The sequence below is a fragment of the Halalkalibacter suaedae genome, from assembly GCF_017939705.1.
In the GTDB taxonomy this organism is placed as follows: domain Bacteria; phylum Bacillota; class Bacilli; order Bacillales; family Bacillaceae_D; genus Halalkalibacter; species Halalkalibacter suaedae.
Window position 1 is genome coordinate 342,066 of the sequence record NZ_JAGKSQ010000002.1, and the last position, 20,148, is coordinate 362,213.

General features: G+C 38.0%; 20 protein-coding genes. 15 read left to right on the top strand and 5 right to left on the bottom strand.

From position 1 onward, the window contains the following. Nucleotides 1–34: 34 nt before the first annotated feature. The gene (locus tag J7W16_RS05810) at nt 35–1,201 is read right to left on the bottom strand and encodes a C40 family peptidase (RefSeq protein ID WP_210596332.1); all 1,167 of its coding nucleotides are present in this window, start codon (nt 1,199–1,201) and stop codon (nt 35–37) included. 148 nt (nt 1,202–1,349) lie between these two features. On the opposite strand from J7W16_RS05810, the gene J7W16_RS05815 reads away from it, so the two are divergent. The 5 genes from J7W16_RS05815 to J7W16_RS05835 all read left to right on the top strand — a co-directional run bounded on the left by J7W16_RS05815 (nt 1,350) and on the right by J7W16_RS05835 (nt 3,988). Next, nucleotides 1,350–1,874 carry a type 1 glutamine amidotransferase domain-containing protein gene (locus J7W16_RS05815; RefSeq protein ID WP_210596333.1) on the top strand — a complete coding sequence of 175 codons (525 nt, stop codon included), beginning with the start codon at nt 1,350–1,352 and terminating at the stop codon, nt 1,872–1,874. 3 nt (nt 1,875–1,877) lie between these two features. Beyond that, nucleotides 1,878–2,789, top strand: a complete 912-nt coding sequence (gene rnz, locus J7W16_RS05820) for a ribonuclease Z (RefSeq protein WP_210596334.1) — start codon at nt 1,878–1,880, stop codon at nt 2,787–2,789. Nucleotides 2,790–2,847: 58 nt separating this feature from the next. Beyond that, nucleotides 2,848–3,114, top strand: a complete 267-nt coding sequence (locus tag J7W16_RS05825; RefSeq protein WP_210596335.1) for a DUF2524 family protein — start codon at nt 2,848–2,850, stop codon at nt 3,112–3,114. 96 nt (nt 3,115–3,210) lie between these two features. After that, on the top strand, nt 3,211–3,528 hold the full coding sequence (locus J7W16_RS05830) for a thioredoxin family protein (RefSeq protein WP_210596336.1): 318 nt from the start codon (nt 3,211–3,213) through the stop codon (nt 3,526–3,528). A gap of 16 nt (nt 3,529–3,544) precedes the next feature. After that, entirely contained in the window at nt 3,545–3,988 is a 444-nt protein-coding gene (locus J7W16_RS05835; RefSeq protein ID WP_210596337.1) for a BrxA/BrxB family bacilliredoxin, read from the top strand. Between the two features lie 62 nt (nt 3,989–4,050). Here the strand turns inward: J7W16_RS05835 and J7W16_RS05840 are convergent, their stop codons facing one another. Further along, nucleotides 4,051–4,773, bottom strand: coding sequence for a metallophosphoesterase family protein (locus J7W16_RS05840; protein ID WP_210596338.1), 723 nt, complete (start codon nt 4,771–4,773; stop codon nt 4,051–4,053). Between the two features lie 173 nt (nt 4,774–4,946). On the opposite strand from J7W16_RS05840, the gene J7W16_RS05845 reads away from it, so the two are divergent. Together J7W16_RS05845 and J7W16_RS05850 are read left to right on the top strand one after the other, a co-directional pair. Beyond that, the gene (locus tag J7W16_RS05845; RefSeq protein ID WP_210596339.1) at nt 4,947–6,092 is read left to right on the top strand and encodes a conserved virulence factor C family protein; all 1,146 of its coding nucleotides are present in this window, start codon (nt 4,947–4,949) and stop codon (nt 6,090–6,092) included. A gap of 1 nt (nt 6,093) precedes the next feature. After that, nucleotides 6,094–6,309 carry a hypothetical protein gene (locus J7W16_RS05850; RefSeq protein ID WP_210596340.1) on the top strand — a complete coding sequence of 72 codons (216 nt, stop codon included), beginning with the start codon at nt 6,094–6,096 and terminating at the stop codon, nt 6,307–6,309. 39 nt (nt 6,310–6,348) lie between these two features. Here the strand turns inward: J7W16_RS05850 and J7W16_RS05855 are convergent, their stop codons facing one another. Next, on the bottom strand, nt 6,349–7,272 hold the full coding sequence (locus J7W16_RS05855; protein WP_210596341.1) for a hypothetical protein: 924 nt from the start codon (nt 7,270–7,272) through the stop codon (nt 6,349–6,351). Between the two features lie 30 nt (nt 7,273–7,302). Then, complete coding sequence (locus J7W16_RS05860) at nt 7,303–8,304, bottom strand: toxic anion resistance protein (protein WP_210596342.1); 1,002 nt, start codon at nt 8,302–8,304, stop codon at nt 7,303–7,305. Nucleotides 8,305–8,844: 540 nt separating this feature from the next. On the opposite strand from J7W16_RS05860, the gene gltB reads away from it, so the two are divergent. The 7 genes from gltB to kapB all read left to right on the top strand — a co-directional run bounded on the left by gltB (nt 8,845) and on the right by kapB (nt 17,119). Continuing rightward, on the top strand, nt 8,845–13,440 hold the full coding sequence (gltB, locus tag J7W16_RS05865) for a glutamate synthase large subunit (protein WP_210596650.1): 4,596 nt from the start codon (nt 8,845–8,847) through the stop codon (nt 13,438–13,440). 76 nt (nt 13,441–13,516) lie between these two features. Next, complete coding sequence (locus tag J7W16_RS05870; RefSeq protein ID WP_210596343.1) at nt 13,517–15,004, top strand: glutamate synthase subunit beta; 1,488 nt, start codon at nt 13,517–13,519, stop codon at nt 15,002–15,004. Nucleotides 15,005–15,062: 58 nt separating this feature from the next. Continuing rightward, nucleotides 15,063–15,740, top strand: a complete 678-nt coding sequence (locus J7W16_RS05875) for a YpjP family protein (RefSeq protein WP_246879867.1) — start codon at nt 15,063–15,065, stop codon at nt 15,738–15,740. 145 nt (nt 15,741–15,885) lie between these two features. Further along, nucleotides 15,886–16,251: a hypothetical protein gene (locus J7W16_RS05880; RefSeq protein WP_210596344.1), complete on the top strand. Its 366-nt coding sequence runs from the start codon at nt 15,886–15,888 to the stop codon at nt 16,249–16,251. Between the two features lie 31 nt (nt 16,252–16,282). Further along, entirely contained in the window at nt 16,283–16,537 is a 255-nt protein-coding gene (locus J7W16_RS05885; protein WP_210596345.1) for a hypothetical protein, read from the top strand. A gap of 9 nt (nt 16,538–16,546) precedes the next feature. Next, on the top strand, nt 16,547–16,729 hold the full coding sequence (locus J7W16_RS05890) for a hypothetical protein (protein WP_210596346.1): 183 nt from the start codon (nt 16,547–16,549) through the stop codon (nt 16,727–16,729). A 15-nt stretch (nt 16,730–16,744) separates the two neighbouring features. Then, entirely contained in the window at nt 16,745–17,119 is a 375-nt protein-coding gene (kapB, locus tag J7W16_RS05895; protein WP_210596347.1) for a kinase-associated lipoprotein KapB, read from the top strand. 9 nt (nt 17,120–17,128) lie between these two features. Here kapB and J7W16_RS05900 read toward each other — a convergent pair whose 3' ends face one another. Then, nucleotides 17,129–18,811: a PucR family transcriptional regulator gene (locus tag J7W16_RS05900; protein WP_210596348.1), complete on the bottom strand. Its 1,683-nt coding sequence runs from the start codon at nt 18,809–18,811 to the stop codon at nt 17,129–17,131. Nucleotides 18,812–18,955: 144 nt separating this feature from the next. On the opposite strand from J7W16_RS05900, the gene J7W16_RS05905 reads away from it, so the two are divergent. Beyond that, nucleotides 18,956–20,146, top strand: a complete 1,191-nt coding sequence (locus J7W16_RS05905) for a cystathionine gamma-synthase family protein (RefSeq protein ID WP_210596349.1) — start codon at nt 18,956–18,958, stop codon at nt 20,144–20,146. Nucleotides 20,147–20,148 lie beyond the last annotated feature (2 nt).

Genomic DNA, 20,148 nt, shown 5'->3' on the forward strand with positions numbered 1-20,148 from the left:
GGTCACTAATGACTCTACCGATGTTTTTTATCTGCTAAAACCGTTTTGCCCCAAGGTAACGTTTTGACCAATAAGATGAATCTAATGAAGCGTGTGTGACACCGTTAGAGGAGCCAGAATGAATAAATTGGCGATCGCCAATATAAATGCCAGCATGGGAAGGGCCGCTACGATATGTAGTGAAAAAAACGATATCGCCTGCCTGTAATGTTGATACCGGTTGACCTTGATTAAATAGTTCCTTTGTTGTTCTCGGTAATTTTTTTCCATGTTGATTAAATACATATTGAATAAATCCACTACAATCAAAGCCGGCAGGGGTTGTTCCACCCCAGACATATGGAGTTCCTTTTAAGGAAGAAGCTGTTGTAATTAGGTTAGAAGAATGTGTCGAAACGCTTTTTTCAACTGGTTCTTGTTGTTGTTCGGTCGTTTCTGCAATTGCTACTTCTGCTGCTTGTGTCTCATCAGTCTTTTGAATGTCAACAGTTGCGGAAGCAGTTATCTCAGGTGTCGGAGGACTATAATCAATAATTTCTTCTGTATTCTCAAACATCTTTTTCGTCTCCGGTCCAATAATTCCGTCAACCGCTAAATTATGGACACGTTGAAACTCTTTTACAGCTGACATCGTTTTCGAACCGAATATTCCATCTACACCATCGTAATAGCCATGGTCTTCAAGTACCTCTTGAAATTTCTTTATTTGTGAGCCTTGATCACCAATTTTATATAATTGAATTGACTCTCCTTTTAGTACAGAGGTGTCTTCTTTAGCAATTAACACCTCTTCAGGATTGTTCTCCTGTATTTGTATGGAAGACATTAGCATCGTGTTATTTACATTAACAGAAACATCACTCGAATGAATCAAATGACCAAGGGTTTGAGGTCCTGAAATGCCATCGATTGTTAGTTTGTGATTTTTTTGAAATGAAGTAACCGCTTGCTTTGTTAATAATCCGTATACACCATCGTGGACCCCTCTGTAATAATCAAAAGCTTTTAAATAGCTCTGAACCTCAAATACAGAATCACCGACTGATCCGAAGCTAAGTTTTTGGTTATACTGAGACTTTTTTGGGGAAGGGGTTATAGGAGTTGAAGTCATTTCTGCTTTGCTAATCTCAAATGGTAGTGATAATGCCGACCCAAACATGGCAGTTGACAATAGCAGTGTTCCTTTGGCCTTTGCATTCACAATTGATCCCTCCAGTGTTTAGATCATGATGGTTGGTCATTTATCACTTAGTTTATGATGGGTGAGAAGGGCTAGAACCGTTGTAATCATTTTGAAATGAAAATAGACATGTTATACTACTAGTACATACATAAGAAGGGGTGGAACTATGCGTCTACAAAATAAGAAAATTATTGCACTTGTTGATCATGATTTTGAAGATTTAGAGCTTTGGTACCCAGTAATGCGACTCCAAGAAGAAGGAGCAACTGTTCATTTAGTAGGAGATGAGAAGGGAAAGAAGTATATTGGAAAATATGGTGTTCCCGCTACATCTGATTTCGCATTTTCTGGTATCTCGAGTTCAGACTATGATGGAATCTTAGTTCCAGGGGGATGGGCTCCAGATAAATTGAGAAGATACCCAGAAGTCTTAACTTTCGTAAAAGAGATGGATAAAGCCCAAAAACCAATTGGACAAATCTGTCACGCTGGTTGGGTTCTCATTTCAGCGAAAATATTAGAAGGAAGAACAGTTACTAGTACGCCGGGGATTCGCGATGATATGGAAAATGCAGGGGCAACCTGGTTAGACGAAGCTGTTGTCGTTGATGGGCATATTATCTCAAGTCGCCGTCCGCCAGATCTTCCCCCATATGCAAAAGCTTTTGCGGACGCAATTGCGGGAGAATAAGGAATGGAATGTCATTTTCTAGGTACAGGATCCGGTATCCCGTCTAAATCACGTAATGTGAGTGCGTTGGTTGTTCGTTTTCTACAGCAAAAAGTCCAGTGGCTTTTTGATTGTGGAGAAGCAACTCAACATCAGATTCTATCGACACCCGTCACCTTGTCGAGAATAAATCGCATTTTTATTAGTCATTTGCATGGTGATCATATTTTTGGGCTACCAGGATTGCTTTGCTCTAGATCTGCCCAAGGTGCAGTCTCGGAATTAACCATATACGGTCCAAGCGGTTTGCAGGAATACATTGAAACATCATTATCATTGTCACAATCTTATTTAGGCTATTCGATCACCTACGTCATTGTAGAAGAAGGAGTTGTCTATTCGGATGATTCAGTAACGGTTGAAGCTCTTTCTCTAGATCATGTGATGCCAAGCTTTGCTTATAAAATAACGGAATGTGATAAGCCAGGAACCTTGCAGGTGGACAAACTTAAAGAACTTGGTATTGAACCAGGACCGATCTATCAAAAAATAAAAAATGGTGAAGCAGTTACATTATCAAATGGTCTCGTAATCGAGAGTTCAGAATTTCTGAGTGAGCCGATCAAAGGGCGTTCGATTGTTATTGCAGGAGATACGCGAGTGATAACTAAAATGGCTGCTTTCTCCTCAGGCGTCGATTTACTCATTCATGAAGGCACATTTTCAAGTGATAAAGCTGAACATGCTGAGAAATTTGGACATTCAACGATTTTGGAAGTAGCGAATCTGGCAAAGGAAGCAAAAGTGAAAAAGCTAATTTTGACTCATATTAGTTCTCGTTATGTAGACAAGGAAGAAGAATTGTTATTGGAAGCAACGTCTGTTTTTGAACAATCGATCATTGCTCATGATTATATGATTTATCGATTTGAATGAATACATTAACAGATTATGCACAAATTAAGATCAGTCCATTATTAGGAGGGTGATCTTAATGACAGAAAGAAGCCATTTAAAGCAATTCTTAGAAAAAGTTGATATGACGATGGAACAAGCTGAAGCCATTTTTGATGAGTCACAAAAGATAGAGAGTGTTGATGAGCAAGAGTACATACAAACTCAAACTCAATTAGAAGAACTGCACGGAGAGTTAGAAGGATTAATTCGTGCGGCAACTCCAGAACAGCGCGAGGAATTGAATCGTACTCAGCAGCAAATTAGACAGTTGCAAAATCATATGATCTTAAAAAAGGAATATTAATATGTTAACCTTATCTTAACAAACGTAAGCCGAGTACAAAACGCTCGGCTTTTTGTTTTTTTTCTGCTACAATTGAGCTTGAAAGAGGGATAGGTTATGATTGAAATAACAAATGATGAATTACATAAGAAACTTGAGAGCAGGGAACCACTAACAATTATTTTTATTTATACACCTTTATGTGGTACGTGTAAGTTAGCTGAGAAAATGATTCGTATTGTGGAAGAGATGTTACCTACGTTACCAATATACTCGCTAAACGTGAACCATGCTGCAGGCTTTGCTCAAACATGGAAGGTGAAAAGCGTTCCCGCCTTATATGTATTTCAAAAGGGGTTTGGGACCAAACAAATTTACGCATTCCATTCAATTATGAATGTTCATCAATTATTAAAACCTTATACTATAAATTGAAGGGAGAAATTTATTTATGTCAATGGCTTATGAAGAATATATGAAGCAAGTTGTTTTACCAATGCGGGCTGAGTTAACAGAGAATGGATTTAAGGAATTAGTAACTGCCGAAGAGGTAGACCAGTATATGGAACAAACAGAAGGGACTACATTAGTTGTTATTAATTCTGTTTGTGGCTGTGCTGCCGGATTAGCACGTCCATCCGCTGTGACATCACTCATGCATGATCATACACCAGATCATCTCGTAACAGTGTTTGCTGGCCAAGACAAGGAAGCGACAGCACGTATGAGACAGTTTATCGGGGATGTACCGCCATCATCACCATCAATGGCTTTATTTAAGGAGAAAGAATTGGTTCATTTCATTCCTCGTGAGGAAATTGAAGGAGCTTCACCCGAAGCTATTATCAGAAACTTGGCACTTGCTTACAATTCATTTTGTTCAGAGTCAAAATAATGTGAAGAAAGGTGACTTTTTGCAGGATCTGCATAAAAGTCACCTTTTTTATTATGTGCTAGTTATGGACGTACACCATAAAATATAACCGGGGCCATAGTCTGTGTATTTGGATAGCCACCTTGTTTGTAGATTTCAACCACATGTTCTCTATTATAAGGAACGCGATTTAAGTGTAATCTATGTCTACCTTCCTCAATTTCGGCTATTAAATAAGATGCTAGTGGATGACCATCAAATGGCAGACCGACACTTCCGACATTTACGATGTTCTTTCCATGCATTGAACGAATATACGGGTGATGAATGTGACCGTATACATATAAATCGGCATCGTCTCTCTGCATTAATGTGTTTTCGATTTTCTCTGTTTCGTCTGGTAATACAACATCAAATAAACTGTCTGGTGTCGCGTGAAAAGCATGAACAATCGTATCTAGACCATCATCTAACACTAATTCTGTTGGTAGGTTCTTTAAGTATTCAAGATCCGCTTGATTTAAACGTTGTAGTGTCCAATCGCGTTCTTGCCTCATAATACTTAATGACTTATCAGGAACTTCGCCTTCTTCAATACCTCTGACAAGCCATTCGTCTGCATTACCCTTAATTACTTGAGCATTTAGTGATTGGACGGTTTCTAGAACCCGCTTAGGTTCAGGTCCACGGTAACAAAGGTCACCTAATATACATATCTTATCAACACGTTGTAACCTGATGTCTTGTAAAACAGCATCAAGTGCTGTAGCGTTTCCATGAATATCAGATAAAAAAGCAATTCTCACTAGAAAAACCTCCCTTTTTCTTTTTATTATAACAGACAAGCATCAATTTACAGTATTTCATTTCCGTTAAATTGATAATTAAAACATGATAATCAACAAAAGCTGATCACTGGCATGACATTAGCTCGTATGATAAAGTTAAAAACAAATGAAAAATACAGGAGGTTTCTTATATGTTTATCAAAACAATTGAACCAACCCCAAGTCCTAATACGATGAAATTAATTTTAAGTGAAAGTTTAGGGGATAGTTCACGACATACGTACACCGCAAAAAATAAACAAGAGGCACCATCATACATACAACAATTGTTTGACATAGAAGGAGTAAAGGGAGTGTATCATGTAGCTGACTTTATTGCGATTGACCGTCATCCGAAGGTAGATTGGAAGCAAATTCTTCCCCAAGTTCGTACTGTGTTTGGTGAAGACTCAGAAGGATCTTTAAATAATGAAGATGCTGTTAATGAACATTATGGTGAAGTGAGTGTATTTATTCAGACATTTAAAGGGATTCCAATGCAAATTAAATTAACGGATGGCGAACAAGAGAAGCGAGAAGGTCTCCCAGCACGTTTTGTTGATGCGGTAACTAAGGCTCAAAGCCCTGATGATAATGTTGTCTTAGAACGTAAATGGGTTGAAAAAGGAGTGCGTTATGGTGACTTCGAACAAATTGCAAAAGAAGTTGCAGATGAATTATTAGCAGCTTATTCAGATGAACGCTTACATGCTCTAATTGCATTAGCACAAGGTAATCCATCTGAGGTTCAAGAGGCACAAGCGGACCGTTTTATTGAGGTTACTTTAGACATGCTTGATGATGAGGATTGGAGAAAACGATATGCGGCCCTTGAAAGAATGGATCCTAAGGAGAAGGATATTCCAGTATTAGAGAAAGCTCTTTCTGATGAGAAAGCATCGATTCGAAGATTAGCAACTGTTTACTTTGGTATGATTGAAACAGAAGCCGTTCTCCCTTATTTATATAAAGCCCTTCAAGACAGTTCTGTTACAGTTAGACGAACAGCTGGTGACTGTCTCTCGGATTTAGGAAATCCAGATGCAATACCAGCAATGATTGAGGCACTAAAGGATAAGAATAAGCTCGTGCGTTGGAGAGCAGCAATGTTTTTGTATGAAGAGGGAGATGAAACAGCTATTCCAGCCCTGAAAGAAGCAGAATCTGATAATGAATTTGAAGTTGCTCTCCAAGTGAAAATGGCACTTGAACGAATCGAGGGCGGAGAAGCTGCGAAAGGTTCTGTTTGGAAGCAAATGACTGAGGCGAGAAAAAATAAAAGTGAAGGGGAAGCTTAAGATGACAAGGGATGAGATCGTAAATGAGCTCAAACGATTAGAAATGGATGATGTTCTTGAAATAATAGAGGATGCCGAGACTGGACATCTGGAGGAACTTGAATTAGTGGAATCGATTGGTCTAGTCTACGATCAAGATTTAAATAGAGAAGTCATTAACTTATTAAAGCAATTAAATGTGTCGATCGTTTATTTGACAGATGAAAATGAAGATTGATTTAGTAGTAGAAAGAAACTGACCACTATGTATAATGGGTCAGTTTCTTTTTTGTTTCGTATTACGGTCATAACGTAATGATTGGAGCTGAAAAAGATAATCCATACGCGACACACGCTCTTTTTCTAGCTTCTCATTAAAATCAATTAAAGTAAGTTCCATTTTTGTTAAAGTCATATAAATATTTTCTATTTGTGCGGCTTGATGCTCCGCTGTTAATGAGATGAATGTGTGAAGAAGTGATGGAATATCTTCTCGCAACATTCTTCTAACAACATGTCTCTCTTCAAAATCAAGTAATGAAAAATCATCCTGTAATTGATTAGCTTGCTGGAGGATACGACCTAATCGATTTTCAATCGCAGGATCAACTTGAAAATGTTTGAGCAGTTTTTGATAACGTTTTGCTTCTTCAATTAGAAATAAAATATCATGTCCATCACTTGTTTTTAAAAGAGTTTCTTGCTGCTGTAACATCGCTTTAGATGTTTCTTGAAGTAACGTAATATCGTTAGCAAGTGCTGAGTCTAAATAATGTATCCTGTAGAATAATGTTCTAAATAAAGGAGAATCCTTGACGGACCTAATTTGGGCTCGTCCATCCTTTATATAGTGAATGGAAGCTTCCTTGCATACACCTACTCCATTATCTGCCTTTATGTATTTACGATAACATCGGATCACTATTCGTTTGTTAATTGGTGCAGTTGATTTCTTTTGATCTGTGAGAGTGATTATTATCATTGTTTGCTTAATTTTTACTTTTATTTTCCACTCAGGTTGTTTTCTAGTAATTGTTTTGTTTTGATTGTTTTTTGGTAGATTTTCAGTAATACGAATTAATAAGTCTTCGGCATCTTCTAGTAAGCGCCTTGTCGTTGAATCACTAATTAAATGTTCGTCGATAGGCTTTTTATGTGATGGAGTAAAGAAGGAGCTTACTTGTTCAAGTAATAGTTTCATTAAGTTCCTCCTCTCGAATGAGCTCGTCCATTAGCGTAATAGCTTTGTCTTCATTTGGTTATTAAGTGTTTCCAGTTCTTTAATAAACTCCTGACCGTTTTGAACGATACGTTCGTTTGATTTCTCAGTAAGTTCAATTGCAGCAAACACATTTTCATAAGCTTTTCTAAATGATTCTAATGCAATCGCAGGTTCTTCCATTGTTTTTAGGGTCTGTTCCGTGTTTTGTTTAAGTAGCTCAGAGTTACTTAGTAACATTGATTCGGTTGCTTCATTAACGTGTTTGACAGCCTTAATAACTTTCTGCTGGTTCGCCAAAGCAAGTTGAATAGAAGCAGATACAGTAATAACATTTTTAGTCATCGTAATAGCGTTGAAAATAGCTTCTTCAAGCTTGTCATTGTTTTCCATAATTAAATCAACGGAAGCTAGGGATTGTTGGAGAACTACAACAGCCTGGGACATATTTTTCACACGAGACACGACTTTAACTTGTCCTTTTTTAATTTCATTTAGATCCGTAGTAGTCGTGTCCTCATCTTCAAGTTTTTGTCTAAGCATATCATGAAGGGTTTGACCCAATTCTATTTGTTCATTCAACCTATCGATCCGCTCAATTGCGACACCTTTTAACTGGTCAAGCATGATATTATCTTCTTCCAGTTTATCCTTACCACTTAGAAGTCCTTCGATAATTTGATCGACCTGAGCTTCGACTGTTTGATATTTTCTCGCATACTGTTCAATCGGATTGCGTCGTAACAATTTATTAACCAGCTGCTTTGTTTTACCAGCACGGAGATAGGTTGGTTCTAACTGGCTAACTGTTTCTTTTAGTTGATGAAGTTGGGTAGGTAATTGATTATTTTGATCTTGCATCATTTCTTTAACAGGTCGTTTAAGTGCTTCTAATGATTCTCCTGCTTCTTTTTGTTCATTCTCACCTAAAGAATCTAGAGAAGATAAGACAGACTTTAAATCATCCGTTTCTTTGTATTCATTAATTACTTTAGAAAAGTCTTTATTAGTCATGAAGTTCCTCCTTCAAAAAATTAACATATATATAAGTAGATTACTTATATTATGATTGATTTTTGTTGCGAACACAATGATCTTACACCAGATTCATCTACTGGTAGGATCTTTCATTAGAAATTTATTAGGATCTATCTTATGATAAATGAGAAAGAATCATTGATGCATAATTAATATGAAGAAAGACAATTTTTGGTTTTCTAAAAAATTGAATGTTTCCTTGGGAAAATCCGAGTAGTGTTCGCAAATAAACAAATGTCCTGTAAGGGAGCACGAATAAGAGGGAATTCCAAAATACAAAATCAATGCATTTTTATACAATATAAATCTATATCTATGCAAAAGAGGAATTTGCTGTATTAATCTAGTTATTTTAGAAAATCAGTTAAAAATACGCTGTAGTAACCGCTTTCATATTAAAGTTTTGTAAATTTTAATTTGCCGAAATGTCAGAAAAATGATATGATCCTGTATATTAGCTCATTAGATTTGGGGAGAGTTGATTGATATTTATTTTTTGGAGAAAGGTTGATGCCAATGCGGTACGCACAATTCCCGAAGAAACAAGGCTTATATGATCCGCAATTTGAACATGACAATTGCGGGATCGGTTTTTTAGCCCATATGAAAGGGAAAAAATCACATAAAGTAGTCGAAGATGCCCTTCATATTTTACGAAATTTAGAGCATCGTGGTGGTCAAGGTGACGAAGTAAACACAGGAGATGGTGCAGGTATCCTTCTACAAATTCCTCATCGTTTCTTTGAGAAAGTTTGTTTGGCTGAAGGTATGACGCTGCCAGAACAAGCTGGTGAGTACGGAGTAGGGATGCTATTTTTGCCACAGGATGAAGAAGCTAGAGGAAACTGCGAAAAAGGTTTAGAAGCGATTATAGAAGAAGAGAACATGGAGCTTCTAGGCTGGCGTACAGTTCCTGTTGATGATTCGATGCTTGGTAATGCGGCAAAAGCAGCTATGCCATTTATCCGTCAACTTTTCATTAAAAAAGATAAAACAATAAAAACAGAGATTGATTTTGAACGTAAATTGTATGTTGTACGCAAACGAGCTGAGCGGGAGCTCATTTCGTCTGTTCCTGAAAATGAATCATTTTATTTTACAAGTCTTTCGAGTCGAACAATTGTCTACAAAGGAATGCTTACAACAGAACAAGTAGATCAATTTTACTTAGATATTCCAGATCATGATTTTGAAACGGCGATTGCATTAGTTCACTCGCGTTTTAGCACAAATACATTCCCAAGCTGGGAGCGAGCTCATCCTAATAGGTATATGATTCATAACGGTGAAATTAATACTGTTAAAGGAAATGTCAATTGGATGCATGCTCGTGAGGCGAAATTTGAATCGGACTATTTTGGAGAAGACATGAACAAGATTTATCCGGTTGTTGATAAAGACGGTTCAGATTCATCAATGTTCGATAACACAATTGAGTTTCTTTCCCTGTCAGGACGTTCATTGGCTCATTCTGCAATGATGATGATCCCGGAACCTTGGCAAAATGATAAACAAATGTCCGCTGAAAAGAAAGCTTTTTACCAGTTCCATAGTACGCTAATGGAGCCATGGGATGGACCAACGGCCATTGTATTTACTGATGGAAAACAAATCGGTGCGTCTCTGGACAGAAATGGACTTAGACCATCACGCTACTATATAACAAAAGATGATTATATTATCATGTCATCTGAGGTTGGAGTTCTTGATATTGATGCTGATAACATCTTATACAAGGAGCGTTTGCACCCTGGACATATGTTATTAGTTGATACCGAAGAAGGAAGAATTATCCCTGACGAGGAAATCAAGCACGAAATTGCAAGTGCACAACCTTATGATCAATGGGTTAACGAGCATTTAATTAATCTGGAAGATGTTTTAGAGACGGCACATGTTGAGAATACTGATTTTCAGACATTAGAGACGCGTCAATTAGCCTTTGGTTATACGTATGAAGAATTGTCTAAAATGATCCAACCTATGGTAACTGCAGGTGTAGATCCAATTGGATCAATGGGGTATGATTCACCTCTTGCAGTTTTATCGAAGAAACCTCAACTTTTGTACAACTACTTTAAGCAGTTGTTTGCACAGGTAACGAATCCTCCAATTGATGCGATTCGTGAGGAAATTGTAACAGCAATGGGGACAACAATTGGGGCGGAAAGAAATTTATTGAAGCCGGAACCACTTAGCTGTCGTCATATTCATCTCCCATATCCGATTTTAGATAACGAGGAGATGGCGAAGTTACGTCATAATAAAATGGATGGATTTAAATCTATTACTCTTCCAATTTTGTTTGATGTAAAAGGAGAAAATCAACTTGAACAGGCACTTGATCAACTGTTTGCCCAAGCTGATGAAGCAATTAAATCTGGACATACGTTAATTGTCTTAAGTGACCGTGGAATCAATGAGAATAAGGCTGCGATTCCAGCTCTATTAGCTGTATCTGGCTTACACCATCATCTGATTCGTCAAGGTACAAGAACTGAGGTTAGTTTACTAGTTGAATCTGGAGAGCCACGTGAAGTGCATCACTTTGCTGTCTTACTAGGTTATGGTGCAGAAGCGATTAATCCATACTTAGTCTTTGATTCAATTGATGGACTTATCCATGAGTCACTTCTTGAGGATATTTCATATGTTCAAGCAGTTAATAAATATATCAAAGCCGCTTCAAAAGGTATTATGAAAGTATTATCTAAAATGGGGATTTCTACGATTCAAAGTTATCGTGGAGCTCAGATTTTTGAGGCTGTCGGGATTCACTCTTCTGTTGTAGATAAGTATTTCACTTGGACTGCAACTAGAATTGGTGGAGTTAACCTAGACATAATTGAAAAAGAAGTGAGAGAACGACATAATCGTGCATATTCTGAGCAAGAAGGCGTTGACAAGACTTTAGATCCTGGTGATGACCTTCAGTGGCGTCGAAACGGTGAACCACACCAATATAACCCACATACGATCCATATGCTCCAAAATGCTTGTCGTGCGAATAACTATGATCTTTTTAAGAAGTATTCAAAAGCAATTAATGAGCAAACAAAGGAACAAACAACACTTCGTGGATTGTTGAAATTCAAAGCTGATCGTACGTCAATTTCAATTGATGAAGTAGAGCCGGTTGAAGAGATTGTGAAACGATTCCGTACTGGTGCGATGTCGTTTGGTTCGATTTCTCAAGAAGCTCATGAAACATTGGCTATTGCTATGAACCGCCTTGGTGGTAAAAGTAATACTGGTGAGGGTGGTGAACATCCTGATCGATTTACTCAAGATGAAAATGGAGACTTACGTCGTAGCTCAATTAAACAGGTTGCCTCTGGCCGATTTGGCGTAACGAGTCATTATCTTGTAAATGCTGATGAGATCCAAATTAAGGTTGCACAGGGAGCGAAGCCTGGTGAAGGTGGACAATTACCTGGTAATAAAGTGTATCCATGGGTTGCTGAGGTTCGTGGCTCAACTCCAGGTGTTGGCTTAATCTCGCCTCCACCACATCATGATATTTATTCAATTGAAGATTTAGCTGAATTAATTCATGACTTAAAAAATGCTAATCCAACCGCAAAAGTAAGTGTAAAGCTTGTAGCCGGTACTGGTGTAGGAACAATTGCAGCAGGTGTAGCTAAAGGGCGGGCTGATGGCATTATTATTAGTGGTTATGATGGTGGTACTGGTGCTGCTGCAAGAACAAGTATTAAGCATACCGGTTTACCATGGGAGATTGGTTTAGCTGAGACTCATCAAACACTACTATTAAATAACTTGCGTGATCGCGTCACTCTAGAAACTGACGGGAAATTAATGACTGGTCGCGATGTTGTAACAGCGGCATTGCTTGGAGCAGAAGAATTTGCATTTTCAACTGCACCACTTGTTGTCTTAGGCTGTATAATCATGCGTGTATGTCATCTTGATACATGCCCTGTGGGAATTGCAACACAGAATCCGGAGCTTCGCAAAAAATACATGGGTCAACCTGAACATGTCGAGAACTTCATGCTATTCATTGCTCAAGAAATCCGTGAATTAATGGCAGAGCTAGGTTTCAAAAAAATTGATGAACTCATTGGACGTACAGATGTTCTAGAAATGAATATGGATATCGAGAATGAGAAGGCCAAGACAGTTGATCTTTCTAACCTATTGCATAGACCGAAAACTGATTCACATGACAGACATTTTAAAACGAAAGAGCAAGATCATCAGCTTGACATTTCTCTTGATCATCGCGAGTTACTTGCAGCAAGCCAACCTGCAATATTAAAGGGAGAAAAGGTTACAGGAACATTCCCTATTCGTAATATTGATCGTGTTGTTGGTACAATTGTTGGTAGTGAAATTAGTAAAAAATACGGTGCTGCTGGCTTACCAGACGATACAATCACTTTTGATTTTAAAGGATCTGCAGGTCAGAGCTTTGGTGCCTTCGTTCCAAAAGGGATGACTCTTCGTCTTGAAGGAGATGCCAATGATTACACTGGTAAAGGACTTTCAGGTGGTAAAGTAGTCGTCTATCCGCCGAAGGAGTCGTCATTCAAAGCAGAAGATAATATCATTATCGGTAACACATCTTTCTATGGTTCAACTGGAGGAGAAGCGTATATTAATGGGATTGCTGGCGAACGCTTTGGTGTGCGTAACTCTGGATTAAAGGTTGTCGTTGAAGGTGTCGGTGATCATGGACTAGAGTATATGACTGGTGGGGTTGTCGTTAACCTTGGAACAGTTGGTAAGAACTTCGCTGCTGGGATGTCTGGTGGAATTGCCTTTGTACTTGATGAAAATGGGACATTCGAGAAGAAATGCAATAAGGAAATGGTCCTTCTAGAGGATGTAATTGAACAAGATGATATTGATCAACTTCATAGTTTACTAGAAAACCATGTTTCTTATACTGGTAGTCCTCGTGCCCAATCGGTCCTTAATAATTGGAACGAATCACTACCGAAATTCGTTAAAGTGATTCCTAAAGATTACAAGAGAATGCAAGAAGCAATTAACCGTGTCAAGCAAGAAGGTTTGACAGGAGTAGATGCTGTCATGGTTGCATTTGACGAAAATAAAAACGATAAGTCTCGAGTTAGCGGAAAATAAATATGAGGGACGCAAAAGCGTCTCTCCCCTTTTTTGAGAGATTGGAGATAGCTAGAAACAGATTGGAGTGAATGCGATGGGGAAGCCAACTGGATTTCTTGAATATAAGAGAGAAAACCCAACAAAAAAAGATCCATTTGAACGGACAAAGAGTTGGAAAGAGTTTCAAATATTAATGCCTGAACCAAAGTTACGTCAACAAGGTGCTCGTTGTATGGATTGCGGCGTTCCATTTTGTCAAACGGGAACAACTATGGATGGGTCCGGTGAAATTGGATGTCCAGTCTACAATCTAATTCCTGAATGGAATGACCTTGTATACCGTGGGAAATGGAAAGAAGCCTTAGAGCGATTGCACAAGACAAACAACTTTCCGGAGTTTACTGGTCGAGTTTGTCCTGCACCGTGTGAAGGATCCTGTACAGTAGCAATTAGTGACGATGCTGTCTCAATTAAAAGCATTGAATATCATATTGTTGAACGAGGATTCCAAGAGGGTTGGATTGTACCACAACCTCCAGTTACTCGTACTGGTAAAAAAGTAGCAGTTGTTGGATCTGGTCCTGCTGGATTAGCAGCGGCAGCTCAATTAAACAAAGCAGGTCATTCTGTAACAGTTTTTGAAAGAGAAGATCGTATTGGCGGCCTTCTTACTTATGGTATTCCTGATGTTAAGTTAGCTAATGCTACTGTTGAACGTCGTATTAAAATTCTTGAAGAAGAAGGAATTACGTTCAAGGCTAACACGGAAATCGGAAAGGATATATCTGCAACAGAGCTTAAGGCACAATTTGATTCTGTCCTATTATGTACTGGTGCGACAAAGCCTCGTGATGTTGAAGTTGAAGGACGAGAATTAAAAGGTATTCATTTCGCAATGGATTTCCTTACTGAGAATACAAAGAGCTTATTAAATTCAGATCTTAAAGACGGCAAATATACTACAGCTAAAGACAAGCATGTAATTGTTATCGGTGGTGGAGATACAGGCGTTGACTGTATCACAACTTCGGTTCGTCATGGTGCTGCTTCAATTACACAATTTGATATTAATCGTCCTAAGTCTGAAGAACGACCAGATGCTAATCCATGGCCACTATTTCCAATTGTTCATACAGTAGAAGATGGTCAAAAGGAAGCAAAAGCTGTCTATGGTAAAGACCCACGTAGCTATCAAGTTAGCACGACTAAATTTGTTGGCGATGAAAATGGAAACGTTAAAGAGCTTCATACAATTGGCGTTGAGACGACAATTGATGATAGTGGTCGTAAAGTTCGTACACCAATTCCTGGTACTGAAAAGGTATGGCCAGCAGATTTAGTATTGCTTGCTGTAGGGTTTACAGGACCTGAAGAACGTATTATTAATGAACTATCACTTGAGACAACTTCGCGTTCAACAATTGATGCTGAGTACGGTAGTTACGCAACAAGTGTTCCTGGAGTTTTTGCAGCTGGGGATAACCGTCGCGGCCAAAGTTTAGTTGTTTGGGCCATTCATGAAGGTCGTGAAGCCGCTCGTGAATGTGATCGTTATTTAATGGGAAGTTCAAATCTACCTTAAATTAATAATTTTTTATGGCTCTTTCATAGATTTCATGAGAGAATAGAAGAAATGAAAGATGAAAGGGCGTATTAAAATGCTTCCTTGGATGAAACGTGGACTCATCATCTCATCTGCTATTTTGTCATTTGGTTTAGCTACAACAACTCCTGATCTTGATCAAGCAGTTTTAGCACAGCAACCGAATAAATCGCAGGATGAACTTGATGGTAAATCGGTTATTTATAAAGTTAACCAAGATAATTATGATTTATTTACTGATGTATTACCTGCTAAAGCAGGGCATTATATTCATCGACATTCATCATCAGCAGAATTGTTAAATGCCTATTTTATTGACCAAGCATACGAGCAAAGTCTAATTAAATTTGGCCCATCTATCTCTGATAAAATAGTCGAACCTTTTAATGACCTAATTCTTCCTCAGCTTGATAAGGTTGTTCGGGAGACAACGAATACTTTATCTAATGAAGATTGGAAATTTCTCAAAACATCAGTTAGTCCATCTGCAGGAAATGGAGAAAAAATTTTACATCTGTATAATGAAGAAAGTGGGGAAGACATTTTCCGTTTTCATGTTCGAAGAGATCAACCACCTAAACAAGGGTATTTCTTCAACTTTCATTACCACACGTATTTAGATCATTATGAAACACATCATGAACTTGGCTCTATTTATTGGGGCAAGGACATGCCACCTCAATGGTCTAGTGAAAGTAATTTATTCAGAGTTTAATGGTTAGGGTGTTTTTGAAAGGGCAAGTCTTTTCAAAAACGCTCTTTTTTTTTTGTGAATAAATATCGTCAATTTTTAGCGGTATGTGACAAATAATGAGCATGGTGATAAAATAAAAATATTAATATAAAAGTAGGTGAATCACTTGCCAAAACAAATAGCACTTCTGGCGGTTGCTGGCACTTTATTTGTAGGTATTTGGGTTTTAGTTATTTTACAAGTAACAGGAGATCCATATAGTCAACCAATAACTGATTTAGGGCAATTTGAAACGATTGAAACAATCGAAATAATCGATGATGAAATGGTTTCGACTGAAGTAGCCGAAGAAGAGACAGTTGAAGAAGATCTAGAAAAAGTATTAACGGAAGAGAACGTAGAGAAAGTGGTAAATACAGTTACGCAAAAAGACGATTCGATTAACTTATCAAACTATGACTTTAGTGATATTTCAACTGAAAATGGTATTCCAATTGATGGGATATTAACTAAGCTTAATTTAGTTAAGTAAACCTAATTGAAAAGGATTGAGGGGATCTTATTTGAAAATAGAAGGTACAAATAGACAAAGCCTTCCATCATGGCTTAAATGGGTAATTAGAGTTGTACTCGCTTATTTTATTCTACTTGCCATCATTCTTACTATTACAATTATCTCTATCCTAATTACTTTCACATTTATTGTTATTGATGGTTTTTCCGATGCAAGTTCATTAGGGCGTATTTCAGAAGAATATCTTGTACCGTTATCTGAGTTCATGTGGAACTTGTTTACTTTGCTTATACCGGGATTATAGGGAGCTTACATGAGAGAAGAGATTTGGATTATTATTGTCGTCTTTGTTTTATTTCTTTTAATAGGAGTGGCCGGAGCTTTGGCCTTTTTCTTTCTTTTTAAAGGGAAAAAAAGAAAAGCGTTATGGAGTCTGGTGATTGGACTTGTATTGATCATCGTTTATATTGTAAGTATGTTTTCAATCAAGCTATGAGGAGGAGTGCATAATATGGGGAAAGAATATGTTCGTGCTTTTTATAAAACAGGGGCTTATGTTGGTGAATTAATTGAACGACAAGAGGAAAACCAACGTGCACTTGTGAAGATCGTCGCTGTGTTGAAGCATCCGATGCAGGGAGATCTCCATTCTCCTAAACAAACTGATGTTCCGTTATTTCACCAACGTAAGGCATTGGCACAATTTGAAAAAACATGGGTGCCTCTATCCTCGTTGAAATCGTATCTAGAAGAGCCCCCAGTCTATCGATCCTCACTAGAACAAGCCTTATACAGCCAAGAAGAAGAGTTAAGTAAGGATCGCTCTGCTTGGGCCAAGTTATGTTTGGAACGACTTCAAGAATGTCGAGATGAGTATGGTCTTTAACGACCATACTCATTTTTTTGATGTTTCTAGTCGATATAGCCACAGTCTAATACTCATATCTAACAAGAACAAATCATCGGAATTGTCCAAGGAACAATTAGTCAATGTTTCAATTTTTCTTAATCTGTATAAAAGCGATTGTCGATGCAGATTAAGTTCTCTTGCTGTCTGACTAACATTTCCACGATTTTGATGATAACTAGTAAATGTATGAAGTAAGTCAATTTGACGGCTTTTTTGATAGTGTAATAGAGAGTCAAGTACTGAGTCTGATATATCTAATAAATCTTCATTCTTAAGCAAATGTTCTAATACTCGGTCCACTTTCGTATCCGCATAAGAAGAAATACAGCCAGGTCCGAATCTCTTTTTTCCAATTTCACGTGCCCGATTAGCTTCTTGATAGCCTTCAAAAAAGCAGGAATAGCCATTTTGCTTAGCGATTCCCCAAGTAATACATATACTAGGATAGAGAAATGACACCCTCTTCTGAAGCTTTTCAATATATACTTTCGCCTGCGATACCGTATCAGGATGGTTTGTTTCTAAATAAATGATCAATTCTTGCTGTTGATACGTGACCATTGATTTTAGTGCTAATGATTTTGCAACACTCTCCGCTTCTTCTTCTACATATCTAATACATTCATGCTGCCAATGATCAAAAGAAATAACTAGATGAGGTAACCTTTTATAGACATCTTCCATATGTTCGAGTGAAGCAACTAAACATAGATATGGTAGATTAATTTGATAATTTAACGATTTAGAACGAGAGAGTAGTGATTCAATCGAATCAAAGGATCCTCTCGATAATTCCCAAACGAAATCATCACGTAACCGCCATTCTGCTTCTTTTGCTGCTTGTTCATGTAGAAAATGAATAGCAACCGTTGTTGTCACATGTTCGAGAAGCATCTCCCATTCATGTTGCTCTTGCGGTGTTAATGGATTCTCTGAAAATCCACCAATAACTAAATACCCTTGGATATTTCCCGCTGAATGGATTGCTAACTGTAGACCGTAACCCTGATCGTAGGGAATCCATTTAAACGTTTGATTAACTATCTGGTTTATCCCCTCCTCGCTTAGTTGAGCATGAAGAAATTCGCACCATTTTTCGTGAAGATTACTTTCATTTGAAAATGATTTACCACGGATGCTCCCACGTTTGTCAGCAATCATCACTTCACAATCAATCGATTGTGCGACATGATTAGCTACCTTTTCGAGAGGTTGCCGCGTTAGGATTAACTCAAGTAATGCTTTACGAATTGTTTCGACTTTTTCTACGTACTGATGCTTAGATTGTTGAAGTAATTCATAAACTGACTCGATAATATCCGAAAAGCGGATAGACCAATCTAGTTCAACTAAGATAAAGTCTCGTTCGCTGGCATAAGTTATGATGGATTTTGGGATTTGATCAATGAAAGGACCAAGTGCAAAGGCAAGAGCAGCGGCACCTGAATCGATAACATCTTTCACAAATGTCATGAACAAATTTTCATCATGAGCAAAACTAACACCAGTCGTTAAAATATATTCATTCTTACGCACAAACGATTCCACAGGGGCTTCTATAACAGAAATCCAATCAACAACTTGGACAGGGATCGTCTGTGTACCGGTTCGAACACTTGCTTTTTCAAAGGGAGAAAGCGAGTGTACATCTTTTACAACAATATTCATTTCTTTCTCCTTATCCTATTAGTTATTTTCAGAACATTATAACAAATTGAACGAATATCGAGGATTTTTTTCATACAGTTTGTTGAATGATTTCCCTTTCTGGATTTCATATCATGGTTGTAAGAAGAAGAAAGGGGTGGCAAGATGGAAAACAATAAATCATTAAACAAAGCAACAAAAGCTGTATGGTCAGGTGAAAAAGATTCTTTGGCACATGGGGCAACTCAAGTGCCAGTCGTTCACAGCGTTGCCTATACCTATGATGATGTTGATCATTGGTATGATGTAGCGATAGGTAAGAAAAAAGGACATATTTATGGAAGAAACACAAACCCAACTGTTCAAGCTTTCGAAGACAAGGTTAAGTCACTTGAATATGCTGAAGCGGCGACAAGCTTCTCTACTGGAATGGCAGCTATCTCTAATGCTTTGTTAACCATTTTAAAACCCGGTGATCGAGTCGTGTCTATTAAAGATACGTATGGTGGTACAAATAAGATATTCTCAGAATTTTTACCACGACTACAAATTGAAGTTGTTCTTGTAGAAACAGGAAATCATGAACAAATGGAAACTGAAATTGCGAAAGGTTGCAAGCTTGTTTATCTTGAAACACCAACAAACCCAACAGTGAAAATTACTGATATTAAACGAATTTGTAAGGCAGCTCGAGCGGTTAATGCTCTTGTCTTCGTTGATAATACGTTTGCAACTCCGATCAATCAAAATCCGCTTGCTTTAGGAGTAGACCTTGTCATTCATAGTGCGACGAAATTTCTTGGTGGTCATGCAGATGCACTAGGTGGGGTAGTATGTGGTTCCAAGTCATTAGTTGATAAAGTGTATCACTATAGAGAAATTAATGGAGCTACCTTGGATCCGATGGCTGCATATCTTCTCCTTCGTGGAATGAAGACATTAGACCTGAGAGTTCAAAAGCAGCAACAAAATGCTTTAGCTGTCGCAAACTATTTATCGACACATGAAAAAATAGACCAAGTGTATTATCCAGGTCTTGTCACACATCCGAGTCATGACATTGCCAAAAAGCAGATGAGTGGATTTGGTGGAATGCTTAGTTTTTCTTTGAAAGGAGAAATGGAAGCGGTACGACAATTCCTCCCAAAACTCAAGCTAGCTCATCGTGCAGCAAACTTAGGGGCTGTTGAGACGACCGTTGGGCCTGCTCGGACGACGAGTCATGTTGAGAATACTGCGGAGGAACGAGCTGCGCTTGGAATTCCAGAAGGACTAATTAGATATTCGGCCGGAATTGAGGAAATTCATGACCTCCTGTTTGATCTAGAACAAGCACTTGCGGAAATTGATGTGTAAGC

What these genes read in the sequence shown, in the direction of transcription:
- J7W16_RS05875 (WP_246879867.1), top strand. Translation starts at nt 15,063, where the DNA reads ATGAAAGGGCGTATTAAAATGCTTCCTTGGATGAAACGTGGACTCATC.
- kapB (WP_210596347.1), top strand. Translation starts at nt 16,745, where the DNA reads ATGGGGAAAGAATATGTTCGTGCTTTTTATAAAACAGGGGCTTATGTT.
- rnz (WP_210596334.1), top strand. Translation starts at nt 1,878, where the DNA reads ATGGAATGTCATTTTCTAGGTACAGGATCCGGTATCCCGTCTAAATCA.
- gltB (WP_210596650.1), top strand. Translation starts at nt 8,845, where the DNA reads ATGCGGTACGCACAATTCCCGAAGAAACAAGGCTTATATGATCCGCAA.
- J7W16_RS05830 (WP_210596336.1), top strand. Translation starts at nt 3,211, where the DNA reads ATGATTGAAATAACAAATGATGAATTACATAAGAAACTTGAGAGCAGG.
- J7W16_RS05905 (WP_210596349.1), top strand. Translation starts at nt 18,956, where the DNA reads ATGGAAAACAATAAATCATTAAACAAAGCAACAAAAGCTGTATGGTCA.
- J7W16_RS05870 (WP_210596343.1), top strand. Translation starts at nt 13,517, where the DNA reads ATGGGGAAGCCAACTGGATTTCTTGAATATAAGAGAGAAAACCCAACA.
- J7W16_RS05890 (WP_210596346.1), top strand. Translation starts at nt 16,547, where the DNA reads ATGAGAGAAGAGATTTGGATTATTATTGTCGTCTTTGTTTTATTTCTT.
- J7W16_RS05815 (WP_210596333.1), top strand. Translation starts at nt 1,350, where the DNA reads ATGCGTCTACAAAATAAGAAAATTATTGCACTTGTTGATCATGATTTT.
- J7W16_RS05860 (WP_210596342.1), bottom strand. Translation starts at nt 8,304, where the DNA reads ATGACTAATAAAGACTTTTCTAAAGTAATTAATGAATACAAAGAAACG.
- J7W16_RS05835 (WP_210596337.1), top strand. Translation starts at nt 3,545, where the DNA reads ATGTCAATGGCTTATGAAGAATATATGAAGCAAGTTGTTTTACCAATG.
- J7W16_RS05845 (WP_210596339.1), top strand. Translation starts at nt 4,947, where the DNA reads ATGTTTATCAAAACAATTGAACCAACCCCAAGTCCTAATACGATGAAA.
- J7W16_RS05825 (WP_210596335.1), top strand. Translation starts at nt 2,848, where the DNA reads ATGACAGAAAGAAGCCATTTAAAGCAATTCTTAGAAAAAGTTGATATG.
- J7W16_RS05855 (WP_210596341.1), bottom strand. Translation starts at nt 7,272, where the DNA reads ATGAAACTATTACTTGAACAAGTAAGCTCCTTCTTTACTCCATCACAT.
- J7W16_RS05850 (WP_210596340.1), top strand. Translation starts at nt 6,094, where the DNA reads ATGACAAGGGATGAGATCGTAAATGAGCTCAAACGATTAGAAATGGAT.
- J7W16_RS05900 (WP_210596348.1), bottom strand. Translation starts at nt 18,811, where the DNA reads ATGAATATTGTTGTAAAAGATGTACACTCGCTTTCTCCCTTTGAAAAA.